General features: G+C 69.0%; 18 protein-coding genes. 11 read left to right on the forward strand and 7 right to left on the reverse strand.

Features of this window, described 5'->3' with window-relative positions:
- Window positions 1-16 precede the first annotated feature (16 nt).
- Window positions 17-934 (forward strand): DMT family transporter, encoded by a 918-nt coding sequence (locus AB4070_RS11455; RefSeq protein WP_441980197.1) that lies wholly within the window; start codon window positions 17-19, stop codon window positions 932-934.
- Here the strand turns inward: AB4070_RS11455 and AB4070_RS11460 are convergent.
- Window positions 924-1,943: a zinc-dependent alcohol dehydrogenase family protein gene (locus AB4070_RS11460; RefSeq protein ID WP_441980198.1), complete on the reverse strand. Its 1,020-nt coding sequence runs from the start codon at window positions 1,941-1,943 to the stop codon at window positions 924-926. The two genes, AB4070_RS11455 and AB4070_RS11460, sit on opposite strands and share 11 nt — an antisense overlap.
- A 128-nt stretch (window positions 1,944-2,071) precedes the next feature.
- Here AB4070_RS11460 and AB4070_RS11465 point away from each other — a divergent pair, with 128 nt between their 5' ends.
- From AB4070_RS11465 to AB4070_RS11480, 4 genes are all read left to right on the forward strand, one after another.
- Complete coding sequence (locus AB4070_RS11465) at window positions 2,072-2,731, forward strand: GTP cyclohydrolase II (RefSeq protein ID WP_441980199.1); 660 nt, start codon at window positions 2,072-2,074, stop codon at window positions 2,729-2,731.
- Between the two features lie 41 nt (window positions 2,732-2,772).
- Window positions 2,773-3,261: a MarR family winged helix-turn-helix transcriptional regulator gene (locus tag AB4070_RS11470; protein WP_441980200.1), complete on the forward strand. Its 489-nt coding sequence runs from the start codon at window positions 2,773-2,775 to the stop codon at window positions 3,259-3,261.
- A 71-nt stretch (window positions 3,262-3,332) separates the two neighbouring features.
- Window positions 3,333-4,250, forward strand: a complete 918-nt coding sequence (locus AB4070_RS11475) for a helix-turn-helix domain-containing protein (protein WP_441980201.1) — start codon at window positions 3,333-3,335, stop codon at window positions 4,248-4,250.
- Between the two features lie 66 nt (window positions 4,251-4,316).
- Entirely contained in the window at window positions 4,317-4,646 is a 330-nt protein-coding gene (locus AB4070_RS11480) for a helix-turn-helix domain-containing protein (protein WP_441980202.1), read from the forward strand.
- 149 nt (window positions 4,647-4,795) lie between these two features.
- Here the strand turns inward: AB4070_RS11480 and AB4070_RS11485 are convergent, their stop codons facing one another.
- The 3 genes from AB4070_RS11485 to AB4070_RS11495 form a co-directional block, all read right to left on the reverse strand.
- Window positions 4,796-5,386 (reverse strand): ClpP family protease, encoded by a 591-nt coding sequence (locus AB4070_RS11485; RefSeq protein ID WP_441980203.1) that lies wholly within the window; start codon window positions 5,384-5,386, stop codon window positions 4,796-4,798.
- On the reverse strand, window positions 5,383-5,997 hold the full coding sequence (locus AB4070_RS11490) for a ClpP family protease (RefSeq protein WP_441980204.1): 615 nt from the start codon (window positions 5,995-5,997) through the stop codon (window positions 5,383-5,385). The genes AB4070_RS11485 and AB4070_RS11490 overlap by 4 nt, the downstream gene beginning before the upstream one ends.
- 133 nt (window positions 5,998-6,130) lie before the next feature.
- A complete protein-coding gene (locus tag AB4070_RS11495) occupies window positions 6,131-7,558 on the reverse strand; it encodes a hypothetical protein (protein ID WP_441980205.1) in 1,428 nt (475 codons plus the stop codon).
- Window positions 7,559-7,773: 215 nt separating this feature from the next.
- On the opposite strand from AB4070_RS11495, the gene AB4070_RS11500 reads away from it, so the two are divergent.
- The gene (locus AB4070_RS11500) at window positions 7,774-8,247 is read left to right on the forward strand and encodes an acyl-CoA thioesterase (protein ID WP_441980206.1); all 474 of its coding nucleotides are present in this window, start codon (window positions 7,774-7,776) and stop codon (window positions 8,245-8,247) included.
- Between the two features lie 53 nt (window positions 8,248-8,300).
- Here AB4070_RS11500 and AB4070_RS11505 read toward each other — a convergent pair whose 3' ends face one another.
- Complete coding sequence (locus AB4070_RS11505; protein WP_441980207.1) at window positions 8,301-9,551, reverse strand: trans-sulfuration enzyme family protein; 1,251 nt, start codon at window positions 9,549-9,551, stop codon at window positions 8,301-8,303.
- Between the two features lie 112 nt (window positions 9,552-9,663).
- On the opposite strand from AB4070_RS11505, the gene AB4070_RS11510 reads away from it, so the two are divergent.
- Together AB4070_RS11510 and AB4070_RS11515 are read left to right on the forward strand one after the other, a co-directional pair.
- The gene (locus AB4070_RS11510) at window positions 9,664-10,131 is read left to right on the forward strand and encodes an Lrp/AsnC family transcriptional regulator (RefSeq protein ID WP_441980208.1); all 468 of its coding nucleotides are present in this window, start codon (window positions 9,664-9,666) and stop codon (window positions 10,129-10,131) included.
- An 84-nt stretch (window positions 10,132-10,215) separates the two neighbouring features.
- Entirely contained in the window at window positions 10,216-11,925 is a 1,710-nt protein-coding gene (locus AB4070_RS11515) for an AMP-binding protein (RefSeq protein ID WP_441980209.1), read from the forward strand.
- A gap of 46 nt (window positions 11,926-11,971) precedes the next feature.
- On the opposite strand, the gene AB4070_RS11520 is transcribed toward AB4070_RS11515, so the two are convergent.
- Window positions 11,972-12,394, reverse strand: a complete 423-nt coding sequence (locus tag AB4070_RS11520) for a hypothetical protein (RefSeq protein ID WP_441980210.1) — start codon at window positions 12,392-12,394, stop codon at window positions 11,972-11,974.
- 134 nt (window positions 12,395-12,528) lie between these two features.
- A complete protein-coding gene (locus AB4070_RS11525) occupies window positions 12,529-14,001 on the reverse strand; it encodes an MATE family efflux transporter (protein WP_441980211.1) in 1,473 nt (490 codons plus the stop codon).
- A gap of 283 nt (window positions 14,002-14,284) precedes the next feature.
- Between AB4070_RS11525 and chvE the strand changes: the two genes are divergently transcribed.
- The 3 genes from chvE to mmsB all read left to right on the forward strand — a co-directional run bounded on the left by chvE (window position 14,285) and on the right by mmsB (window position 18,221).
- A complete protein-coding gene (gene chvE / locus AB4070_RS11530) occupies window positions 14,285-15,439 on the forward strand; it encodes a multiple monosaccharide ABC transporter substrate-binding protein (RefSeq protein ID WP_441980212.1) in 1,155 nt (384 codons plus the stop codon).
- A gap of 65 nt (window positions 15,440-15,504) precedes the next feature.
- Window positions 15,505-17,046 (forward strand): multiple monosaccharide ABC transporter ATP-binding protein, encoded by a 1,542-nt coding sequence (gene mmsA / locus AB4070_RS11535; RefSeq protein WP_441980213.1) that lies wholly within the window; start codon window positions 15,505-15,507, stop codon window positions 17,044-17,046.
- Window positions 17,043-18,221: a multiple monosaccharide ABC transporter permease gene (gene mmsB / locus AB4070_RS11540; RefSeq protein ID WP_441980214.1), complete on the forward strand. Its 1,179-nt coding sequence runs from the start codon at window positions 17,043-17,045 to the stop codon at window positions 18,219-18,221. The genes mmsA and mmsB overlap by 4 nt, the downstream gene beginning before the upstream one ends.
- Window positions 18,222-18,231: the final 10 nt, after the last annotated feature.

An 18,231-nucleotide genomic window follows, 5' to 3' on the forward strand; every position in this document is an offset into this window, starting at 1 on the left:
CGAGAAAGGGGCAACGATGCCCTCTCGTCTCCGGTGGATGCGTCTGTGTCCCCAGGAAGCCGCGCTCATCGCGATCACCGCGGTCTGGGGTGGCACCTTCCTGCTCGTGCACTGGGCCATGGAGCACTCCGGACCGTGGTTCTTCGTCGGCATCCGCTTCCTCATCGCCGGACTCATCAGCGTCGTGATCTTCCGACGCGTCCTGCGCGGCATCCGCTGGCCCGACATCGGCGCCGGCACCGCGATCGGCGTCATGATCTACCTCGGCTACGGCCTGCAGACGCTGGGGTTGCAGACCATCGACAGCAGCACCTCCGCGTTCATCACCGCGATGTACGTGCCGATGGTGCCGCTGGCCCAGTGGGCCGTGTTCCGCAAGCGTCCCCCGGCCATGGCGTTCGCGGGTGCGGGACTGGCGTTCGTGGGGCTGCTGTTCATCGCAGGCCCTGATGCCTTCGCCCTGACGCTCGGCGCCGGTGAGATCGCGACCATGATCAGCACCCTGCCGATCGCGGCCGAGATCATCCTGATCAGCCTCTTCGCCGGGAAGATCGACCTCGGACGCATCACGGTCGTGCAGCTGCTCACGGCCGGCCTGCTGGGACTGCTCACCATGCCGGTGGTCGGTGAGGGGGTTCCCGAGTTCTCCTGGATCTGGGTCGGCTGCGCAGTGGGACTGGGGGCGGCGAGCTGTCTGATCCAGCTGACGATGAACTGGGCGCAGAAGTCGGTCTCCCCCACACGCGCGACCATCATCTACGCGGGAGAGCCGGTGTGGGCGGGGGTCATCGGACGCCTCGCCGGCGAGCGCCTGCCCGCGACCGCGCTCGTCGGCGGCGCACTCGTCGTGCTCGGGATCCTCGCGAGCGAGGTGAAGCTCGTGCGCCAGCGACGGCGCCCGCAGGAAGCGGCGCCTCCGCACATCACACCGTGAGCAGCACCTTCGTGGCGCGTCGCTCGTCCATGGCGCGGTAACCCTCCGCCGCGTCCTCGAGTGGCAGCGTGAGGTCGAACACCTTGCCTGGGTCGATCTTCCGGTCCCAGATGAGCTGGATGAGCTCCGGGAGGAAGCGCCGCACGGGAGCAGGGCCGCCGTGCAGGTGCACTCCGGAGAAGAAGAGCTCTTCGCCGGGGAGCGCGACATCGTGCGAGACACCGACGTAGCCGACGTGACCGCCGGGACGGGTGGAGCGGATCGCCTGCATCATCGACTCCTGGGTGCCGACCGCCTCGATCACGGAGTGCGCGCCGAGTCCGTCCGTGAGCTCCTTGACGCGCGCGACCCCTTCGTCCCCGCGCGCCTCGACGATGTCGGTGGCGCCGAACTCGCGCGCCAGAGCCTGCCGATCGGCATGGCGACTCATCGCGATGATGCGCTCCGCACCGAGCTCGCGTGCGGCCAGGACGCCCAGCAGACCCACCGCGCCGTCTCCGACGACCGCGACGGTCTTGCCCGGCCCCACCTCGGCGGCGACCGCGGCGAACCATCCGGTTCCCAGGACGTCGGATGCGGCGAGCAGCGAGGGGATGAGGTCGGGCTCCGGCTGTCCAGGGGTGACGACCAGGGTGCCGTCGGCGTGCGGGATGAGCGCGTACTCGGCCTGCGTACCGTACCTGCCCATCGGCACGACGTGCACGCACCGGGACTGGTATCCCGCCCGGCAGATCTCGCACGTGATGTCGGATGCCATGAAGGAGCCGACCACGAAGTCGCCGACCTTCAGCGTCTGCACCTCGTCGCCGATGGCCTCGACCACGCCGACGTACTCGTGTCCCATCGGATCGTGGTCCACGGGGTTCGCACCGCGATACGGCCAGAGGTCGGAGCCGCAGATGCAGGTCGCGGCGATACGGATCACGGCATCGGTCGGCCGCGTGATGGTGGGCTTCTCCCTGTCCTCGACCCTGACGTCGCCTGGGGCGTGCATGACTACTCCGCGCATTCGTGGTGCTCCTTCTGTCGCGTGGCCTCCAGTCAACTCCGATTCCACGGCGGATGGGAGGTACTGAGGGAACCCCTCGGAATCGGCTCCACGGGGAATACTCCGCAGCAGTCCGCGTTGCACCCGGCATGATTGAAAGTTCAACCGTCGCTCCGGTCGCGACGGAACGCACTCGCGTCCGCGTCCCGCTGCGATTCGGCGACGGCTTCTCCACGACTGCCGACGTGGTCACCTTCGACGGGCTGGCGGACGGCCGCGAGCACCTGCTGCTCGGGCTGGGCGACTGGCGGGCGGCGATCGATCGCGCGGAGGACGGCGGCGCAGCCCCGCTCGTGCGCCCGCACAGCGAGTGCCTGACGGGAGACGTGTTCGGGTCGGAACGGTGCGACTGCGGCCCTCAGCTGCGCGAGGCCGTGGAGCGCATCGCGGAGGAGGGCGGCTTCCTGCTCTACCTGCGCCAGGAGGGGCGCGGCATCGGCCTGTACGCCAAGCTCGACGCCTACGCCCTGCAGGATGCAGGCCTCGACACGTACGAGGCGAACGTCGCCCTGGGTCGGGGTGAGGACGAGCGCGACTACACGGTGGCCGCGCAGATGCTGCACGCACTCGGCGTCGACGGCATCCGCCTGCTGAGCAACAACCCCGACAAGGCGGTGCAGCTCGAAGCCCTCGGCGTCCGCGTGACCGAGCGCGTACCCACCCAGGTGCACCTGTCGGAGTCGAACTCCCGCTACCTGCAGGCCAAGCGCGACCACACGGCGCACACACTCGACCTGTCCGCGGCATGACGGCGGGCATGACGGCAGGCGCGACAGCACGGGAGGGCATCATGTCGTCTGAGGCGGACGGACCAGCGGAGCAGAATCCGCGTCGGCTCGACGACACCGAGATGGACACCTGGCTGCCGGTCATCCGCTTCGTGCAGCTGCTCCCTCAGGTGCTCGACCGCACGCTGAAGGAAGAGGTCGGTCTCAACCACGCCCGCTACGCCATCCTCATCACCCTGGCCGGCCGAGGCGAGAGCGCCGTGACCATGACCGAGCTCGCCCGCATCGCCGGCCTCAGCCGCTCGCGCCTGAGCCACGCACTGGACTCGCTCGAGGAGCGCGGCTGGGTCGAGCGCACCTCCTGCGGCTCCGACAAGCGCACTCTCTCCGCCACGCTGACGCCGGCCGGACGGGAGATGCTCCGCACGGCGGCCCCCGTGCACGTCGAGCAGGTGCGGGAGCTCGTGCTCGCCCCCCTCACGAGCGAGGAGCGCGAGCAGTTGGGGGCGATCCTCGGAAAGCTGCTCCCCGGCGTGACCGCGGCCCTCTGACGCGCGGCCCGCGGGTCACCGGTACCGCCAGTACCTCCCTGTCCGGTCATCGAGCGCGTAGCGTCGGATGCATGGACACCCGCAGCGAGGTGCGCGAGTTCCTCTCCACGAGGCGCGCACGCATCACCCCCGATCAGGCCGGACTCCCGGCGTTCGGCGGCAACCGCCGCGTTCCCGGACTGCGCCGCGAGGAGGTCTCGCTGCTCGCGGGCGTCAGCGTCGACTACTACACGCGTCTCGAACGCGGAGACCTGTCCGGGGCATCGGACAGCGTGCTCGATGCGCTGTCCCGTGCGCTCCAGCTGGATGAGGCCGAGACCGCGCATCTGTTCGATCTCGCGCGCGCCGCGAACGCCTCGCCGGTCGCGCGCACGCCGCGGAAGAGGGCGACCGAGCTGCGTCCGAGCATCCTGCGCCTCCTCGATGCCATGACCGAAGCTCCGGCGGTCGTGCGCAACAACTACTTCGACTACCTGGCCGCGAATGCCCTGGGCCGTGCCCTCTACGCGCCCGTGTTCGCGCAGCCGCAGCCGAACAGCGCGCGGTTCGCCTTCCTCGATCCGGCCGCGCAGGAGTTCTACCCCGAGTGGGATCGGAACACGCAGGAGCTCGTGGCCGCGATGCGCGGGGAGGCCGGACGCAACCCGTTCGACCGGAAGCTCACCGACCTGGTCGGCGAGCTCTCGACGCGGAGCGAGCGGTTCCGCACGCTGTGGGCCGCCCACAACGTGCGCTTCCATCGCACCGGGGTCAAGCGCATCGCGCATCCCGTGGTCGGGGAGATCGAGCTCTCCTACGAGGCTTTCGAGCTGCCGGCCGACGCCGGGCTGCACCTGTCGACGTACACCGCGGAACCCGGGACGGCATCGGCCGACAAGCTGAGGATGCTCGCGAGCTGGGCGGCGACGGATGCGGCGGCATCCACCTCGGCCGAAGCCGCCGGCCCCTCGGCTTCCACGGACTCCGCCCCTGATCACGCGGACGCCTGAGCATCCGCTGTTCTGCTCTGAGCAGAACAGCTCGAACCGCCCGGACGCCCCGGCCTATCGTGAGGCATGGCCGACCTGATCTCGTTCCCGCACCCTCCTCGCTCCGACCGCCCGAAGTCGAACGACCCCGAGCCGCTGTGGCGTCACCTTCTGGGTGACCAGCTGCGACGCCGACGACACGAGCGCGAGGAGACGCTCACCGAGACCGCCGAGAAGGCCGGCGTCTCGCCGCAGTACCTCTCCGAGGTGGAGCGCGGGCTGAAGGAGCCCTCGAGCGAGATGATCGCCGCGATCGCCGGGGCGCTCGACACGAGTCTGATCGAGCTCACCAGCGACGTGGCCGACAGTCTGCGGATGACGGCCCCTTCGCGCGGTGCCTTCGCCCTCGCCGCCTGATCCCGGACCCGTCCTCTGGTCCCGGACCCGTCATCTGATCCCGGACCCGTCATCTGCATGATCCACGGACGGATGCATGACCACAGGTCCCACTTCGGTCATGCATCCGTCCAACGCTCATGCATCCGCCCGCCAGCCCGGACCGCACCTCAGCTGCGCGCGCCCAGCACGGTGTCGATCAGTCCGTAGTCGAGCGCGGCGGGTGCGGTGAAGACCCGGTCACGGTCCGTGTCGGTGCGGAGTTCGGCGACCGTGCGACCGCTGTGCCTGGCGAGGATCTCCTCCATGTCGGAGCGCACCCGCACCACTTCGTCGGCGGCGAGGATGAGGTCGGGGATCGCACCGCGGGACTGCCCGGCAGGCTGATGCAGCACGATGCGCGCGTGGGCGAGGGCCGCCCGCTCCCCCGCGTCTCCTGCAGCGACCAGGAGCGCCGCGGGGCCGATGGCCTGGCCGACACAGGTCGTCGCGATGCGCGGACGGATGTGCTGCATGGTGTCGTAGATCGCCAGCGCGGCCCCCGGATCGCCGCCCTCGCTGTTGATGTAGAACTGGATGCCGGATTCCGGGCTGTCCGCGTCGAGGTGCAGCAGCTGCGCGATGAGCGCGTTCGCGACGCCCGCATCGATGCCGGTGCCGAGGTAGATGACGCGCTCCGCGAGCAGATGCGAGTACACGTCCATGATGCGCTCGCCTCGGGGATGCTGCGCGATGACGTTGGGGATCGAGTAGGTGCTCATGCGTCCACCCCCAGTCCGACGCGCGCGCGTCGTCGCGGCATCACATCGCCGATCGAGGCCACGATCCCGTCGATGAAGCCGTAGTCCTGCGCCTGCGTCGCGGTGTACCAGCGGTCGTGCAGCGAGTCCTCGAAGATGCGCGCGACGGGCTGACCGGTGTCGTCGGCGATCAGTCCGAGCACGGTGTCGCGCATGTGCCGCAGGTCGTCGGCCTGCGTCTCGATCTCGCCCGCGGAGCCGCCGATGCCCGCGGACCCCTGATGCATGAGGATCCGCGCGTGCGGAAGCGCCCGACGCTTGCCCGGGGTGCCGGCGGAGAGCAGGAACTGCCCGGCGCTGCACGCGAGACCGAGGGCCAGGGTCGCGACGTCGTTGGGGACCAGTCGCATGATGTCGCGGATCGCGAGCATCGAGGGCACGGACCCACCGGGCGAGTGGATCCACAGGCCGATGTCCGCCGTCGGATCCTCGGCCGACAGCGCGAGCAGCTGCGTCATCAGCAGCGTGCCGTTGTCGTCGTCGAGGGCACCGTCGAGCACGAGCACCCGCTCGTGGAACAGCGCGCGCCGGGCTTCGGGACCGAACTGCGGGATGGGGTTGTCTTCGCTCATGCCCCCAGCATCGGCCGCGGCGCATCGCGGTGGGCACGAATCCGCCCTCAGCGGCTCTGCCCTGAGCGGATGCCGTGGGAGACATCCGCTCAGGGCGGGGGGTGGGGCCGGGCGGAGTGGGGTCGGGCGGGGGTCAGGCGCTCAGAGCCAGTGCGCGTCGATGGGAGACGCGGTGACCGACCCAGAAGCCGATCGCGATCAACCCGGCGAGGGCGATGCCGAGGCCCCACGGCGTCATGGACGGGGCAGCTCCCGCCGTCGCGGTGGCGAGCGTGCCGGACCCGTCCGCGATCAGGCCGTTGCCCGCGGCGAGGTCGGCGGCACCCGCTTCGAGCCTGTCCCCGCCGGCAGCCAGCTCGCCCGAGCCGTCCGCGACGGTGGTGGCGCCAGCGGAGAGCTTCTCGATCCCGACATTCAGGTCGCCCGCGCCGGTCTGCAGCGTGCCGATCCCGGTCGCGAGCGTCGTCGCGCCGTCGTTCAGGCGGGTCGCGCCTGCGCTGAGGTTCGCCGTTCCCGAGTAGAGCGAGGATGCCCCGGTGGACAGGGTCTGCAGACCCGCGGCGAGCCTCGATGCGCCTGCCGAGAGCTGCGTCGTGCCGGAGTGCAGAGCCTGCGCGCCGGCGACCAGAGCGGGCACGCCCTGAGGAGCGACGAGTGCTGCGGTGCCGGGCCACTGGCGGGCGGCATCACCGCTGATGAGCGCATTCACGCCACCCGTCACCTGAGCCGAACCGGCGGCAGCCGCGACGAGTCCCTGCGCGAGGTCGGAGCCCTTGGCCGCGACGGGAGCCATCGCATCGACCTCCTGGTCGACTCCGGCGGCGAGAGCGGCGAGAGCCTTCAGCTGCGGGTTCTCCGGGTCGGCGGCGAGCATCCCCGCGAGGGCGTCGGCGAGCTGCTGCGAGTGGCCCGGCGCCGAGGCCGCGACGCCCTGGAGGAGCGTCTTCGCTCCCGGCTGCGCGAGAGCCACCACGTCGGCGTTCACCTTGGTTCCCAGGGCGTCGCTGAGCTGCGTCGCGCCGACGAGCACGCCGTTCGCATACGCGTGCGCGCCGTTCACACCGGCGGCGAGGGAGGACACCCCGGAGGAGAGGGTCTGCGCACCGGCATCCGCCTGCGCCATCTTCGTCGCCAGTTCCTGCGCTCCGGCGAGCGCCGTCTGCGCGCCCCCGCTGACCTTGCCCGCACCGACCACGGCGGTCGATGCACCGGCGGCGAGGGTGTTCGCCCCCTCGGCCAGGGTCGTCGCGCCGGTCGCTGCGGTCGTGGCGCCGTCGCTCAGCTTCTGCGATCCCTGCTGCGCGCTGGCGGCTCCCGCTGCGAGGTCCTGCGTGCCCTCGGCCAGACGGGATGCCCCCGTGGAGAGGTCTGCAGCGCCGGCTGCCAGGTCGGCCGAACCGTCCTTGGCCGATGTCGTGCCGTCGGCGAGTTCGGAGGCACCGGCGGCGATCCTGCCTGTGGTCACCAGGAACAGGACCACCATGGCGGCCAGCAGCAGGCTGAGCACGATGACGGCGATGCGCATGCCGATTCCGTGCGAATGGGGCGTGGTACTCGTCATCGAGGACTCCCGGGGGTCAGTGGCGTCGTTGCCACCGGTGACTGTATGGCTGTGCCGACGCGCGAGTGACGGATTTGCCGCTCGAAACCAAGTCCCAGCACATCTGACACTGAGTTTCTTGTGAGGTATGCACAAAGGGACCTGGCCGACGGCCGTGTCCTCCGTGAAAACCGGCCGTAACATCTCCGACTCACGCGCCGCCTAGCCTCGTGCGCATGGCGAAGAAGAAGGCACCGGCGTGGCAGTGGTCGGAGGACGGGCTCAACTTCCGCACCCGCAAGTGGGTGCGCCCCGAGGACCTGAACGCGAACGGCTCCCTGTTCGGCGGGAGTCTGCTGAAGTGGATCGACGAGGAGGCCGCGATCTACGCGATCGTGCAGCTGGGCAACTATCGCGCCGTCACCAAGCACATCTCGGAGATCAACTTCGAGGCCTCGGCCGTGCAGGGCGACCTGATCGAGATCGGCCTGCAGGCGACTCATTTCGGCACCACGTCGCTGACCATGCGCGCGATGGCGAGGAACATGATCACACGCAGGCGCATCCTCACGATCGACAAGATCGTGTTCGTGAGCCTCGACGACGACGGAGTGCCGACCCCGCACGGCTACGACGAGATCACCTACGACCGCGACCGGATGCCGACGGAGCACCTCGCGACCGGGACGATCCGCCTCCCCTCACCGTGAGTCGGGCCGATGCGGCGCCGCGCCGACGGGCTCGCGGGCGCTGAGTCACCCCCTCAGGCGCGCACTGCCCCCCGGTGGGCGTCGCGCGAGGAGGTGACCCGGTCGGAGAGCGGCGCTTCGGCAGCGAAGGCCGGTGCTGCCGCGAAGGCCTGGGCGAGATCGGCGATCAGATCGTCGACGTCCTCCAGACCGATCGACAGCCGCAGCACGTCGGCTGCCGGACGGGCCTCCGGCGGCACCGGCCGGTGGGTGAGCGCCGCCGGATGCTGGATCAGCGAGTCCACACCGCCGAGCGAGACCGCGTGCGTGAACAATGCGGTCGCCGTCGTGACAGCGGAGGCCGCGGCGAACCCGCCGCGCATGCGCATCGCGATCATCGCGCCGGTGCCGCGCATCTGCCGCTCGAGGATGCCGCGCGGGTCGCCGTCGAGTCCCGGATAGAACACCTCCGCCACCTCGGGCCGATCGCTCAGCCACTGCACGATCCGACGCGCGCTCTCCTGCTGGTGCCGCACCCGCACCGGCAGCGTGGTGAGACCGCGGTGCAGCAGATAGGCCCCGAGCGGATGCAGCAGCCCGCCGGTCACGGCCCGCACACGACGAAGCGCCTCCGCGGTCTCCTCGCTGCAGGCGACCACGCCGGCGATCACATCGCCGTGGCCGCCGAGGTACTTCGTGGCGCTGTGCAACGACATCGCGGCCCCCAGATCGATGGGGTTCTGCAGCACGGGGGTCGCGAACGTGTTGTCGACCACGACCGGGACCGCGCCTGCCTGCCGCACCACGTCGGCGATGTCGGCGATGTCGAGGGTGGGATTCGCCGGCGTCTCCACCACGACGAGGCCGGTGTCGGGCCGCATGGCCGCCGCCACTTCGTCGGGGTGGCAGTAGGTGGTCTCGACACCGAGCAGCCCGGAGCCGAGCAGATGGTCGGTGCCGCCGTAGAGCGGACGCACCGCGACGACGTGCCGCGCGCCGGTGGCACCGGTGTGAGCGAGGATCACCGCCGTCATCGTGGCCATGCCAGAGGCGAAGGCCACGGAGGCGTCGGCGTGCTCGAGCTCGGCGAGCGCCTCTTCGAACCGAGCCACCGTCGGGTTCCACAGCCGCGCGTAGACCATGCTGCCGTCGGCCGGGGGACGACCGCCCGTCGCCATGGCCTCGTACGAGTCGCCACCGCGCTCGATGTCGGGCAGCGGATTGGTCGTCGACAGGTCGATCGGCAGCGCATGCACCCCGAGACCCTCCAGATCGGAACGCCCGCTGTGGACGGCGACGGTATCGGGATGCAGCGGTGCAGTCATGACTCCACGTTGACGGAATCGCGGTGGAAGCGCAGGGAATCGACAGAAGACGCCGGATCGAGGAGTGGAAACGCTATTCTGTGCAAAGTCCCGCAGGCGAGGAGGCCTCACGTTGGCGAAAGCACAACTCGACGAGATCGACCTCGAGCTGCTCGCGGTCCTGACCCGCGACGCCGCGACCACCAACAAGGCGCTCGCGCATCGACTCGGTCTCGCCGAATCCACGTGCGCGCATCGGGTACGGGCACTGCGCGAGCGCGGTGTCATCCGCGACACCCGCATCCGCGTCGACGGGGCGGCACTCGGCTTCCCGCTGCAGGCGATCATCAAGGTGCGCCTCGCCAACCACACCGGAGCCAAGGTCACAGCGCTCTTCGACGCGCTCGCCGGCATCCCTCGTGTCCTGCAGGTGTTCCACGTCGCGGGTGTCGACGACTTCCTGGTGCACGTCGCCGTGCAGGACGCGACGGCACTGCGCGACATCGTGCTCGAGCACATCACGATCCACCCGGTCGTCCGCGGCACCGAGACCCAGCTCGTCTTCGAGCTCCGCGACGGACCGGGAGTCCTCTCCCCCTGACCGTTCTCCTGGCACCGGCCGTTCTCCTGGCACCGACCCATGGGCCAGGATGGAGTGCACGCCAGCAAGGAGCAAGGGAGCACCATGAGCCGCAGCGCCACCGCCGCCACGCACACCATCCGGGAGATGCGGGACTTCCTCTTCACGAACGCGACCGACTACGCCGCCGCGCGAGAGGGATTCGCCTGGCCCGAGGTCGACGAGTTCAACTTCGCGCTCGAGTGGTTCGACGTCATCGCCGGTGAGACACCCGACCGACCGGCCGTGCAGATCGTGGAGCCCGATCTGAGCCTGCACTCCTGGACCTACGGGGAGCTCTCGACGCGCTCCGACCAGGTGGCCGCCTGGCTCACCCGCATCGGCATCCGCCGCGGCGACCACGTGATCGTCATGCTGAACAACACGATCGAGCTGTGGGAGGTGATGCTGGCGATCACGAAGGTCGGAGCCGTCTCGATCCCGACATCCACGCTCCTGTCCGCGGCAGATCTCGCCTACCGCGTCGATCACGGGCGCGCACGTGCCGTCGTCACACTCGGAACGCTCGCCGACCGCCTCGCCGGCATCGATCCCGGCATCCTGCGCATCGGCGTGGGTGCTGACCTGCCTTCGGGATGGGCGTCCTACGACGACTCCGCTGCGGCGCCCACGAACTTCGAGCCCGACGGCCCCACTCCGTCATCCGACACGGCGCTGCTCTACTTCACCTCCGGCACCACCAACCGGCCCAAGCTCGTGCAGCACACGCACGCCTCCTATCCGATCGGACACCTGTCGACCATGTGGTGGCTCGGAGTGCGCCCCGACGACGTGCACCTGAACATCTCGTCGCCGGGCTGGGCCAAGCACGCCTGGTCGAGCTTCTACTCGCCGTTCCTCGCTGAGGCGACCGTCTTCGTCTACAACTACGCCCGCTTCGACGCGAACACCCTCATGCAGGTGATGGACACCCATCACGTGTCGACCTTCTGCGCGCCGCCGACGGTGTGGCGCATGCTGATCCAGGCCGACCTCGCCCGCCTGACGCACCCGCCACGCGAGCTCGTGGGCGCGGGAGAACCCCTGAACCCCGAGGTCATCGACAGGGTGCGGGAAGCCTGGGGCGGAACCATCCGCGACGGTTTCGGACAGACCGAGATGACCGCCTGCATCGGGAACTCCCCCGGGCAGAGCGTCACGGTCGGGTCCATGGGTCGACCCCTGCCCGGGTACCCGGTCGTGCTGCTGGACCCCGTCACAGGGGAGGTCGTCGACGGAGAGGGCGAGATCGCGCTCGACCTGGCGCACCCACCGCTCGGGCTCATGGCCGGGTACTACGACGACCCCGAGAAGACCGCGGAGTCCCGGGCGGGCGGCTACCACCACACCGGCGACATCGCCGTGCGCGACGACGAGGGCTACCTCACCTACGTGGGTCGCTCCGACGACGTGTTCAAGGCCTCGGACTACAAGATCTCGCCCTTCGAGCTCGAGTCGGTGCTGCTCGAGCATGAGTTCGTGGTCGAGGCGGCCGTGATCCCGAGTCCCGATCCCACGCGCCTGGCCGTGCCGAAAGCCTACGTCTGCCTGACCCCGGACTCCACGGACACCGAGACCGAGGCAGCGCGTGCGATCTTCGCGTACGCTCACGAGCGTCTGTCATCGCATCTGTGGGTGCGGATCATCGAGTTCGTGCCCGAGCTGCCGAAGACGATCTCGGGCAAGATCCGCCGCGTGGAGTTGAGGGCACGCGAAGCGGAGCGGGTGCTGTCGGGCGACGAGAGCGGACAGCACCGCGACCGCGACTACCGCTGAGCGCTCAGCACTCAGCGGTCAGCACTCAGCGGTCAGCACTCAGCGCTCAGCGCACGATGGCGATCGAGGCCGTCGCCGGTCCGGTCTTGGTGAGGACCGGCTTCGATGTCGGAGCAGGGGGAGCCTTCGAGACCGGGATCGCCGTCGGCAGTGCCTCCTCGACCGTGTGGTCGGCGCGTCCGACACCGCCCGCATCGACGATGGCACGCACGACGCTCCCGACGATCAGCATCGCCACGAGCGATCCGCCCGCCAGGATCAGCGGCGTCCAGTCGCGCGCGAACGACGCCGCGAAGCTCATCAGCGCTCCCACGATCCACAGTCCCACCGCTCCCCCGGCGAGCCCACCGGCTCCCCGGACGATGGCTACCGCCGCGACGATCGCGAAGATGGCGGCGAGCGCCGCACCCACGTAACCGATCGGCACCATCACCGCAGCCAGATCGCTGGCCACTCTCAATGTCGTCATGACGACCCCCCGTCAGTGGTTACTCCACTCATTCGACATTAGAAGTGTCTCCCGGGGAGGGCATCCGTCTCAAGTGCGATCCGCATCATCCTGGAGAGGGATATCCGTGCGGTGCGGACAAAGCGACGGACTCGTCAGCGACGACGCGGCCAGCGCAGGCGGCGCGCGCGGACGACGCGGACAGGCTGGGTGACCACAGCGTCCACGACCATCGATCCGTCGGTCGGGCCGACGATCGCGATGGCCGAGGTCTCGGTGGCTTCCGCCGGGTCGATGGGCAGCCGACCGAGGGCGCGGTGCGCGCGGACGTACGCGGGGACGAGGAGGACGATCGCGCCCAGCCAGGCGAGCGGGTTGCTGAGGGCGACACCATCGAACCCGATCCACGCCCCCAGCACGATCGCGGCTCCCACGCGCATCACGAGCTCGATCACACCGGTGACCGTGGGGACGAGCGTGTGGCCGAGGCCCTGCAGGGCACCGCGCAACACGAACAGCATGCCCAGCGCCCAGTACCCGCAGCCGTTGATGATGAGCATCCGATGCGCCTCGTCGACGACGCTGTCCGAACCCTCGCCGATGAACAGACGCACCATCGGCGCACCGAAGGCGATGAGCAGCCCACCGAGGACCACGCCGGCAGCGACCGCCATCCAGGTCGCCTCGACGACACCGCGACGGATGCGATCAGGTCGGCGACCCCCGTGGTTCTGCGCGGCGTACATCGAGACAGCGAGTCCGAGCGATGACAGCAGGGCCACAGCGAGACTGTCGACCCGGGATCCGGTCGTGTAGGCCGCGACCGCATCCGCACCCAGCGTGTTCAGCGCGACCTGAACGGTCAGCGTGCCGATGGCGATGATCGACGCCTGGAAGCCCATGGGCAGACCGAGGCGCAGGTGCTCTGCGATGTCACCGCCGGTGATCCGCCAGTCCGCACGGCGCAGGTGGAGCATGGGCAGCCGACGACGCACGAACTCGAGGCACAGGGCGACCGAGACCGCCTGGGCGACCACGGTCGCGAGCGCGGCTCCGCCCACTCCCCACTCCAGCGGCCCGACCATCAGGACGACGAGCCCGACGTTCAGGGCGCAGGACACGGTGAGGAACACCAGCGGGGTCTTGGAGTCTCCGATCGCACGGATGATCGCCGAGAGGTAGTTGAAGAACATCGTCGCGCTGGCGCCGAGGAAGCTGATCTGGGTGAAGATCGTGGCCTCGGCCATCAACTCGGGCGGCGTCTGCAGCAGTGTGAGGATCGGACCGGCGAGGAGGGGCGCTCCGATCGTCAGGATCACGCTCGTGATGGCGCTCAGCAGGACCCCGGTCGCGACCGAACGGCGCACGGCCGCGTCGTCCCTCGCTCCGAAGGCCTGGGCGATCGGGATCGCGAAACCGCTCGTCAGCCCCCAGGCGAACCCGAGCAGCAGGAACAGCAGGCTGCCGGTCGCGCCGACCGCCGCGAGGGAGGTGACGCCGAGGTGCCGACCGACGACGATGGCATCGGCGAACTGGTACAGCTGCTGCACCACGTTGCCGAGCAGGAGGGGGATGGAGAAGGCAAGGATGACGCGCCACGGGCGGCCCGTGGTGAGGGAGGTGGCCATGAAGGGGCGGCTCGCAGAACTGAGGGGTTGATCGGGGGTGCGACAAGCTTATCGAATCGATTCGGCGCGGCGGAATATCTATCTCCTCCCGATCGAGACTGACTTCGAGACTCGAAGGGAGAAATGGGCGAATCAGCGTAATCACCCGTTGTCACGAAATCATCACAACCCCTTGACTTCGAGACTCGAACTCAAGGAAAGTATCCGGAGCGAGTCCCGAATGGCCGGGATTCCAGTCCGGTGGCAACCTCGGACGACCCATTGCACAGCGAAGGAGCTCGTGATGAAGAAGAAGTACGCACTTGCCGCACTCGGCTTGGCCGGGATCGTCGCCCTCGCGGGCTGCGGCGGTGGCGGCGCAGGCTCGACGGCCGGCTCCGGCGCGGAAGGATCCGGCGACAAGGGCGACCTGCTGATCGGCGTGTCCATGCCCACGCAGACCTCGGAGCGCTGGATCGCCGACGGCAATGCCGTGCAGGACGGGCTGGAGGAGGCTGGCTACCAGGTCGACCTGCAGTACGCCGGCGACGACATCCCGACCCAGGGACAGCAGATCGACCAGATGATCACCAAGGGAGCCGATCTGCTCGTCATCGCCGCGATCGACGGCACGGCGCTGTCGTCGCAGCTGGATGCCGCGGCGGCCGCGAACATCCCGGTCATCTCCTACGACCGCCTGATCCGCGACAGCGAGCACGTCGACTTCTACGTCACCTTCGACAACTACAAGGTCGGCGTGCAGCAGGCGACATCGCTGCTCACCGGTCTCGGGGTGCTCGGCGAGGACGGCAAGGAGACCGGCGAGAAGGGCCCGTTCAACATCGAGCTGTTCGCCGGCTCCCTCGACGACAACAACGCGCACTTCTTCTGGCAGGGCGCGATGGACACGCTCCAGCCGTTCATCGACGACGGTGTGCTCGCCGTGCCGTCCGGTCAGACAGACATCGAGCAGGCGGCGATCCTGCGTTGGCAGCAGGAGACGGCGCAGAAGCGCATGGAAGACCTGCTGACCTCGACGTACGCGGGCGGCACCAAGCTCGACGGCGTCCTGTCCCCCTACGACGGACTCTCCCGAGGAATCATCACGGCCCTGCAGGGCACCGGCGGCCTCGGCCCGGCCATCGCCGACGGCCTGCCCATCGTCACGGGCCAGGATGCCGAGATCGGCTCCGTCGCCCTGATCGACCAGGGTGTGCAGTTCGCGTCGATCTTCAAGGACACACGCAAGCTCGCCGAGCAGTCGGTCGTCGTCGCGCAGGCCATCCTGGAAGGCGACGAGCCCGAGGCCAACGACACCGAGACCTACGACAACGGCGTGAAGGTCGTCCCCTCCTACCTCCTCCAGTCGGACATCGTCTACAAGGACAACATCACTCCGCTCCTTGTCGACTCCGGGTACTGGACGCAGGCCGAAGTCGACTCCGGCGTCGCCGAATAGCTGATGACCCGGGGCGTGCCGTCGGCGACGMCGGCACGCCCCTCTTGACGGAAGGACATCGGTTCATGACGACACCGGTTCTGCAGATGCGGGAGATCGAGAAGAGCTTCCCCGGGGTGAAGGCGCTGCAGGGCGTCAGCCTCGACGTGCAGCGCGGCGAGATCCTCGCGATCTGCGGCGAGAACGGCGCGGGCAAGTCCACCCTGATGAAGGTGCTCTCGGGGGTATACCCGCACGGCACCTACGAAGGCGAGATCATCTACGAAGGCGAGGAGGCGATCTTCTCGTCGATCGCCGACTCCGAACGCATGGGGATCGTGATCATCCACCAGGAGCTGGCGCTGATCCCGCACCTCAGCGTCGCGGAGAACATCTTCCTCGGCAACGAGCGCCGCGGCACGGGAGGTCTGATCGACTGGGACCGCGCGAACGCCGAGGCCTCCGCACTGCTCGCGCACGTGGGCCTCGACGAGAACCCGACCACGCCCGTCGGCCAGCTCGGCGTCGGCAAGCAGCAACTCGTCGAGATCGCCAAGGCGCTGTCGAAGAGCGTGCGTCTGCTGATCCTCGACGAGCCGACCGCCGCGCTCAACGACACCGATTCGGCGCATCTGCTCGACCTGCTCCGGCGCTTGCGCGACGACGGGATGACGTCGATCATCATCTCGCACAAGCTGAACGAGATCGCCGCGATCGCGGACCGCACGACGATCATCCGGGACGGTCGAACGATCGAGACGCTCGACATGCGCGATCCGGAGTCCACACAGGACCGGATCATCCGCGGCATGGTCGGCCGCGACCTCGCACACCGGTTCCCCGAGCGCACCCCGGACATCGGAGAGGAGGTGCTGCGCATCGAGGACTGGACCGTGCACCACCCCACGCAACCCGGCCGCGTCATGGTCGACGGCGCAACCCTCTCCGTCCGTGCCGGTGAGGTCGTCGGCATCGCGGGGCTCATGGGCGCCGGGCGCACAGAGCTGGCGATGAGCGTCTTCGGCCGCACCTACGGCCGCGGTGCGCGCGGGCGCGTGCTCATGCACGGCAAGGAGGTCGACACCTCCACCACCAGCGCCGCCATCCGTGCCGGGATCGCCTACGCGACGGAGGATCGCAAGAAGTTCGGCCTCAACCTCATCGACGACATCCGGCACAACATCACGATGGCGTCGCTGCGGATGATCAGCCCCGGCGGATGGATCAACGCGCACCGGGAGCTCGAGATCGCCGAACGCTACCGCGCCGAGATGAACATCAAGTCGCCGACGGTGCTGCAGCTGGTGGGGAACCTCTCCGGCGGCAACCAGCAGAAGGTCGTGCTCAGCAAGTGGATCCAGACGGAGCCCGAGGTGCTGATCCTCGACGAGCCCACCCGCGGCATCGACGTCGGCGCGAAGTACGAGATCTACACCATCATCAACCGCCTCGTCGCCCAGGGGAAGGGCGTGCTGGTGATCTCGTCCGAGCTGCCGGAGCTCCTCGGGATCTGCGATCGCATCTACACCCTCGCCTTCGGACGGATCACCGGGGAGCTCCCCGCCGCCGACGCCACGCAGGAGAACCTCATGCACCTCATGACCGTCGAAAGGACGACAGCACCATGAACGGCGTCACCAACCTGTTCACCCTCGCCACGCGGAATCTGCGCCAGAGCGGCATCCTCGTCGCCTTCGTCGCGATCGTCGCGTTCTTCGCGATCCTGAACCCCGCCTTCCTCTCTGCGGGCAACCTCACCAACATCGTGCTGCAGTACTCGTACATCCTGATCCTCGCGATCGGCATGGTGATCGTGATCATCGCCGGGCACATCGACCTCTCCGTCGGCTCGGTCGTCGCGCTCACCGGCGCCACGGCAGCCGTGCTCGTGATCCGCATGCAGCAGCCCTGGTGGGTCGGCGTGATCGCCGCGCTCATCGTCGGGCTGCTGGTCGGGGCATGGCAGGGGTTCTGGGTCGCCTACGTCGGGATCCCCGCCTTCATCGTGACGCTCGCGGGCATGCTCCTGTTCCGCGGGCTCACCTTCATCGTGCTCAGCAACGTGTCGCTGTCTCCGTTCGGGGGCACGTACTACGCGATAGCCAACGGCTTCTTCAACGGACTTCTCGGCGGCTACGGGGTCGATGTGTTCACCCTCGTCATCTTCGCCGTCGGGGTCGTCGGATACGCGGTCTGGCAGGTCCGCGGTCGCCGGTCGAAGATCTCGCACCAGCAGTCCGTGGAGGCGCTGCCGTGGTTCATCCTGAAGATCGTGGCGATCGCCGCCGTCGTCATGTGGTTCGGCTACCAGCTGTCGACGAGCCGCGGTCTGCCGTTCGTGCTGATCCTCCTGGCCGTGCTGATCATCGCGTACTCGGTCATCACGCAGAAGAGCGTCTTCGGCCGCCACGTGTACGCGATCGGCGGCAACCTGCACGCCGCACTGCTCAGCGGCGTCAACGTGCGCAGGGTGAACTTCTGGATCTTCGTCAACATGGGCCTGCTCGCCGCGGTCGCGGGCGTCGTGTTCTCCTCGCGGACCAACGGCGCGCAGCCGGGCGCAGGGAACATGTTCGAGCTCGACGCGATCGCGGCCTGCTTCATCGGCGGCGCGGCGGTCACCGGAGGCGTCGGCCGTGTCGGCGGCGCGATCGTCGGCGGTCTGATCATGGCCGTGATGAGCAACGGCATGCAGCTCATGGGTCTCGACCAGGCGACGCAGCAGGTCGTGAAGGGACTCGTGCTGCTGATCGCGGTGGCATTCGACGTCTGGAACAAGCGCCGCACAGGTGCCGCCCGTTGACCCGGATCGA

The organism is Microbacterium sp. 2RAF4, from assembly GCF_052115285.1.
GTDB classification, from domain to species: domain Bacteria; phylum Actinomycetota; class Actinomycetes; order Actinomycetales; family Microbacteriaceae; genus Microbacterium; species Microbacterium oxydans.

Excerpts from the sequence above, each read along its gene's own strand:
- AB4070_RS11460 (WP_441980198.1), bottom strand. The coding sequence starts at position 1,943 with ATGCGCGGAGTAGTCATGCACGCCCCAGGCGACGTCAGGGTCGAGGAC.
- mmsA (WP_441980213.1), top strand. The coding sequence starts at position 15,505 with ATGACGACACCGGTTCTGCAGATGCGGGAGATCGAGAAGAGCTTCCCC.
- AB4070_RS11500 (WP_441980206.1), top strand. The coding sequence starts at position 7,774 with ATGGCGAAGAAGAAGGCACCGGCGTGGCAGTGGTCGGAGGACGGGCTC.
- AB4070_RS11480 (WP_441980202.1), top strand. The coding sequence starts at position 4,317 with ATGGCCGACCTGATCTCGTTCCCGCACCCTCCTCGCTCCGACCGCCCG.
- AB4070_RS11520 (WP_441980210.1), bottom strand. The coding sequence starts at position 12,394 with ATGACGACATTGAGAGTGGCCAGCGATCTGGCTGCGGTGATGGTGCCG.
- AB4070_RS11515 (WP_441980209.1), top strand. The coding sequence starts at position 10,216 with ATGAGCCGCAGCGCCACCGCCGCCACGCACACCATCCGGGAGATGCGG.
- chvE (WP_441980212.1), top strand. The coding sequence starts at position 14,285 with ATGAAGAAGAAGTACGCACTTGCCGCACTCGGCTTGGCCGGGATCGTC.
- AB4070_RS11475 (WP_441980201.1), top strand. The coding sequence starts at position 3,333 with ATGGACACCCGCAGCGAGGTGCGCGAGTTCCTCTCCACGAGGCGCGCA.
- AB4070_RS11490 (WP_441980204.1), bottom strand. The coding sequence starts at position 5,997 with ATGAGCGAAGACAACCCCATCCCGCAGTTCGGTCCCGAAGCCCGGCGC.
- mmsB (WP_441980214.1), top strand. The coding sequence starts at position 17,043 with ATGAACGGCGTCACCAACCTGTTCACCCTCGCCACGCGGAATCTGCGC.
- AB4070_RS11485 (WP_441980203.1), bottom strand. The coding sequence starts at position 5,386 with ATGAGCACCTACTCGATCCCCAACGTCATCGCGCAGCATCCCCGAGGC.
- AB4070_RS11465 (WP_441980199.1), top strand. The coding sequence starts at position 2,072 with ATGATTGAAAGTTCAACCGTCGCTCCGGTCGCGACGGAACGCACTCGC.
- AB4070_RS11470 (WP_441980200.1), top strand. The coding sequence starts at position 2,773 with ATGTCGTCTGAGGCGGACGGACCAGCGGAGCAGAATCCGCGTCGGCTC.
- AB4070_RS11455 (WP_441980197.1), top strand. The coding sequence starts at position 17 with ATGCCCTCTCGTCTCCGGTGGATGCGTCTGTGTCCCCAGGAAGCCGCG.
- AB4070_RS11505 (WP_441980207.1), bottom strand. The coding sequence starts at position 9,551 with ATGACTGCACCGCTGCATCCCGATACCGTCGCCGTCCACAGCGGGCGT.
- AB4070_RS11525 (WP_441980211.1), bottom strand. The coding sequence starts at position 14,001 with ATGGCCACCTCCCTCACCACGGGCCGCCCGTGGCGCGTCATCCTTGCC.
- AB4070_RS11495 (WP_441980205.1), bottom strand. The coding sequence starts at position 7,558 with ATGACGAGTACCACGCCCCATTCGCACGGAATCGGCATGCGCATCGCC.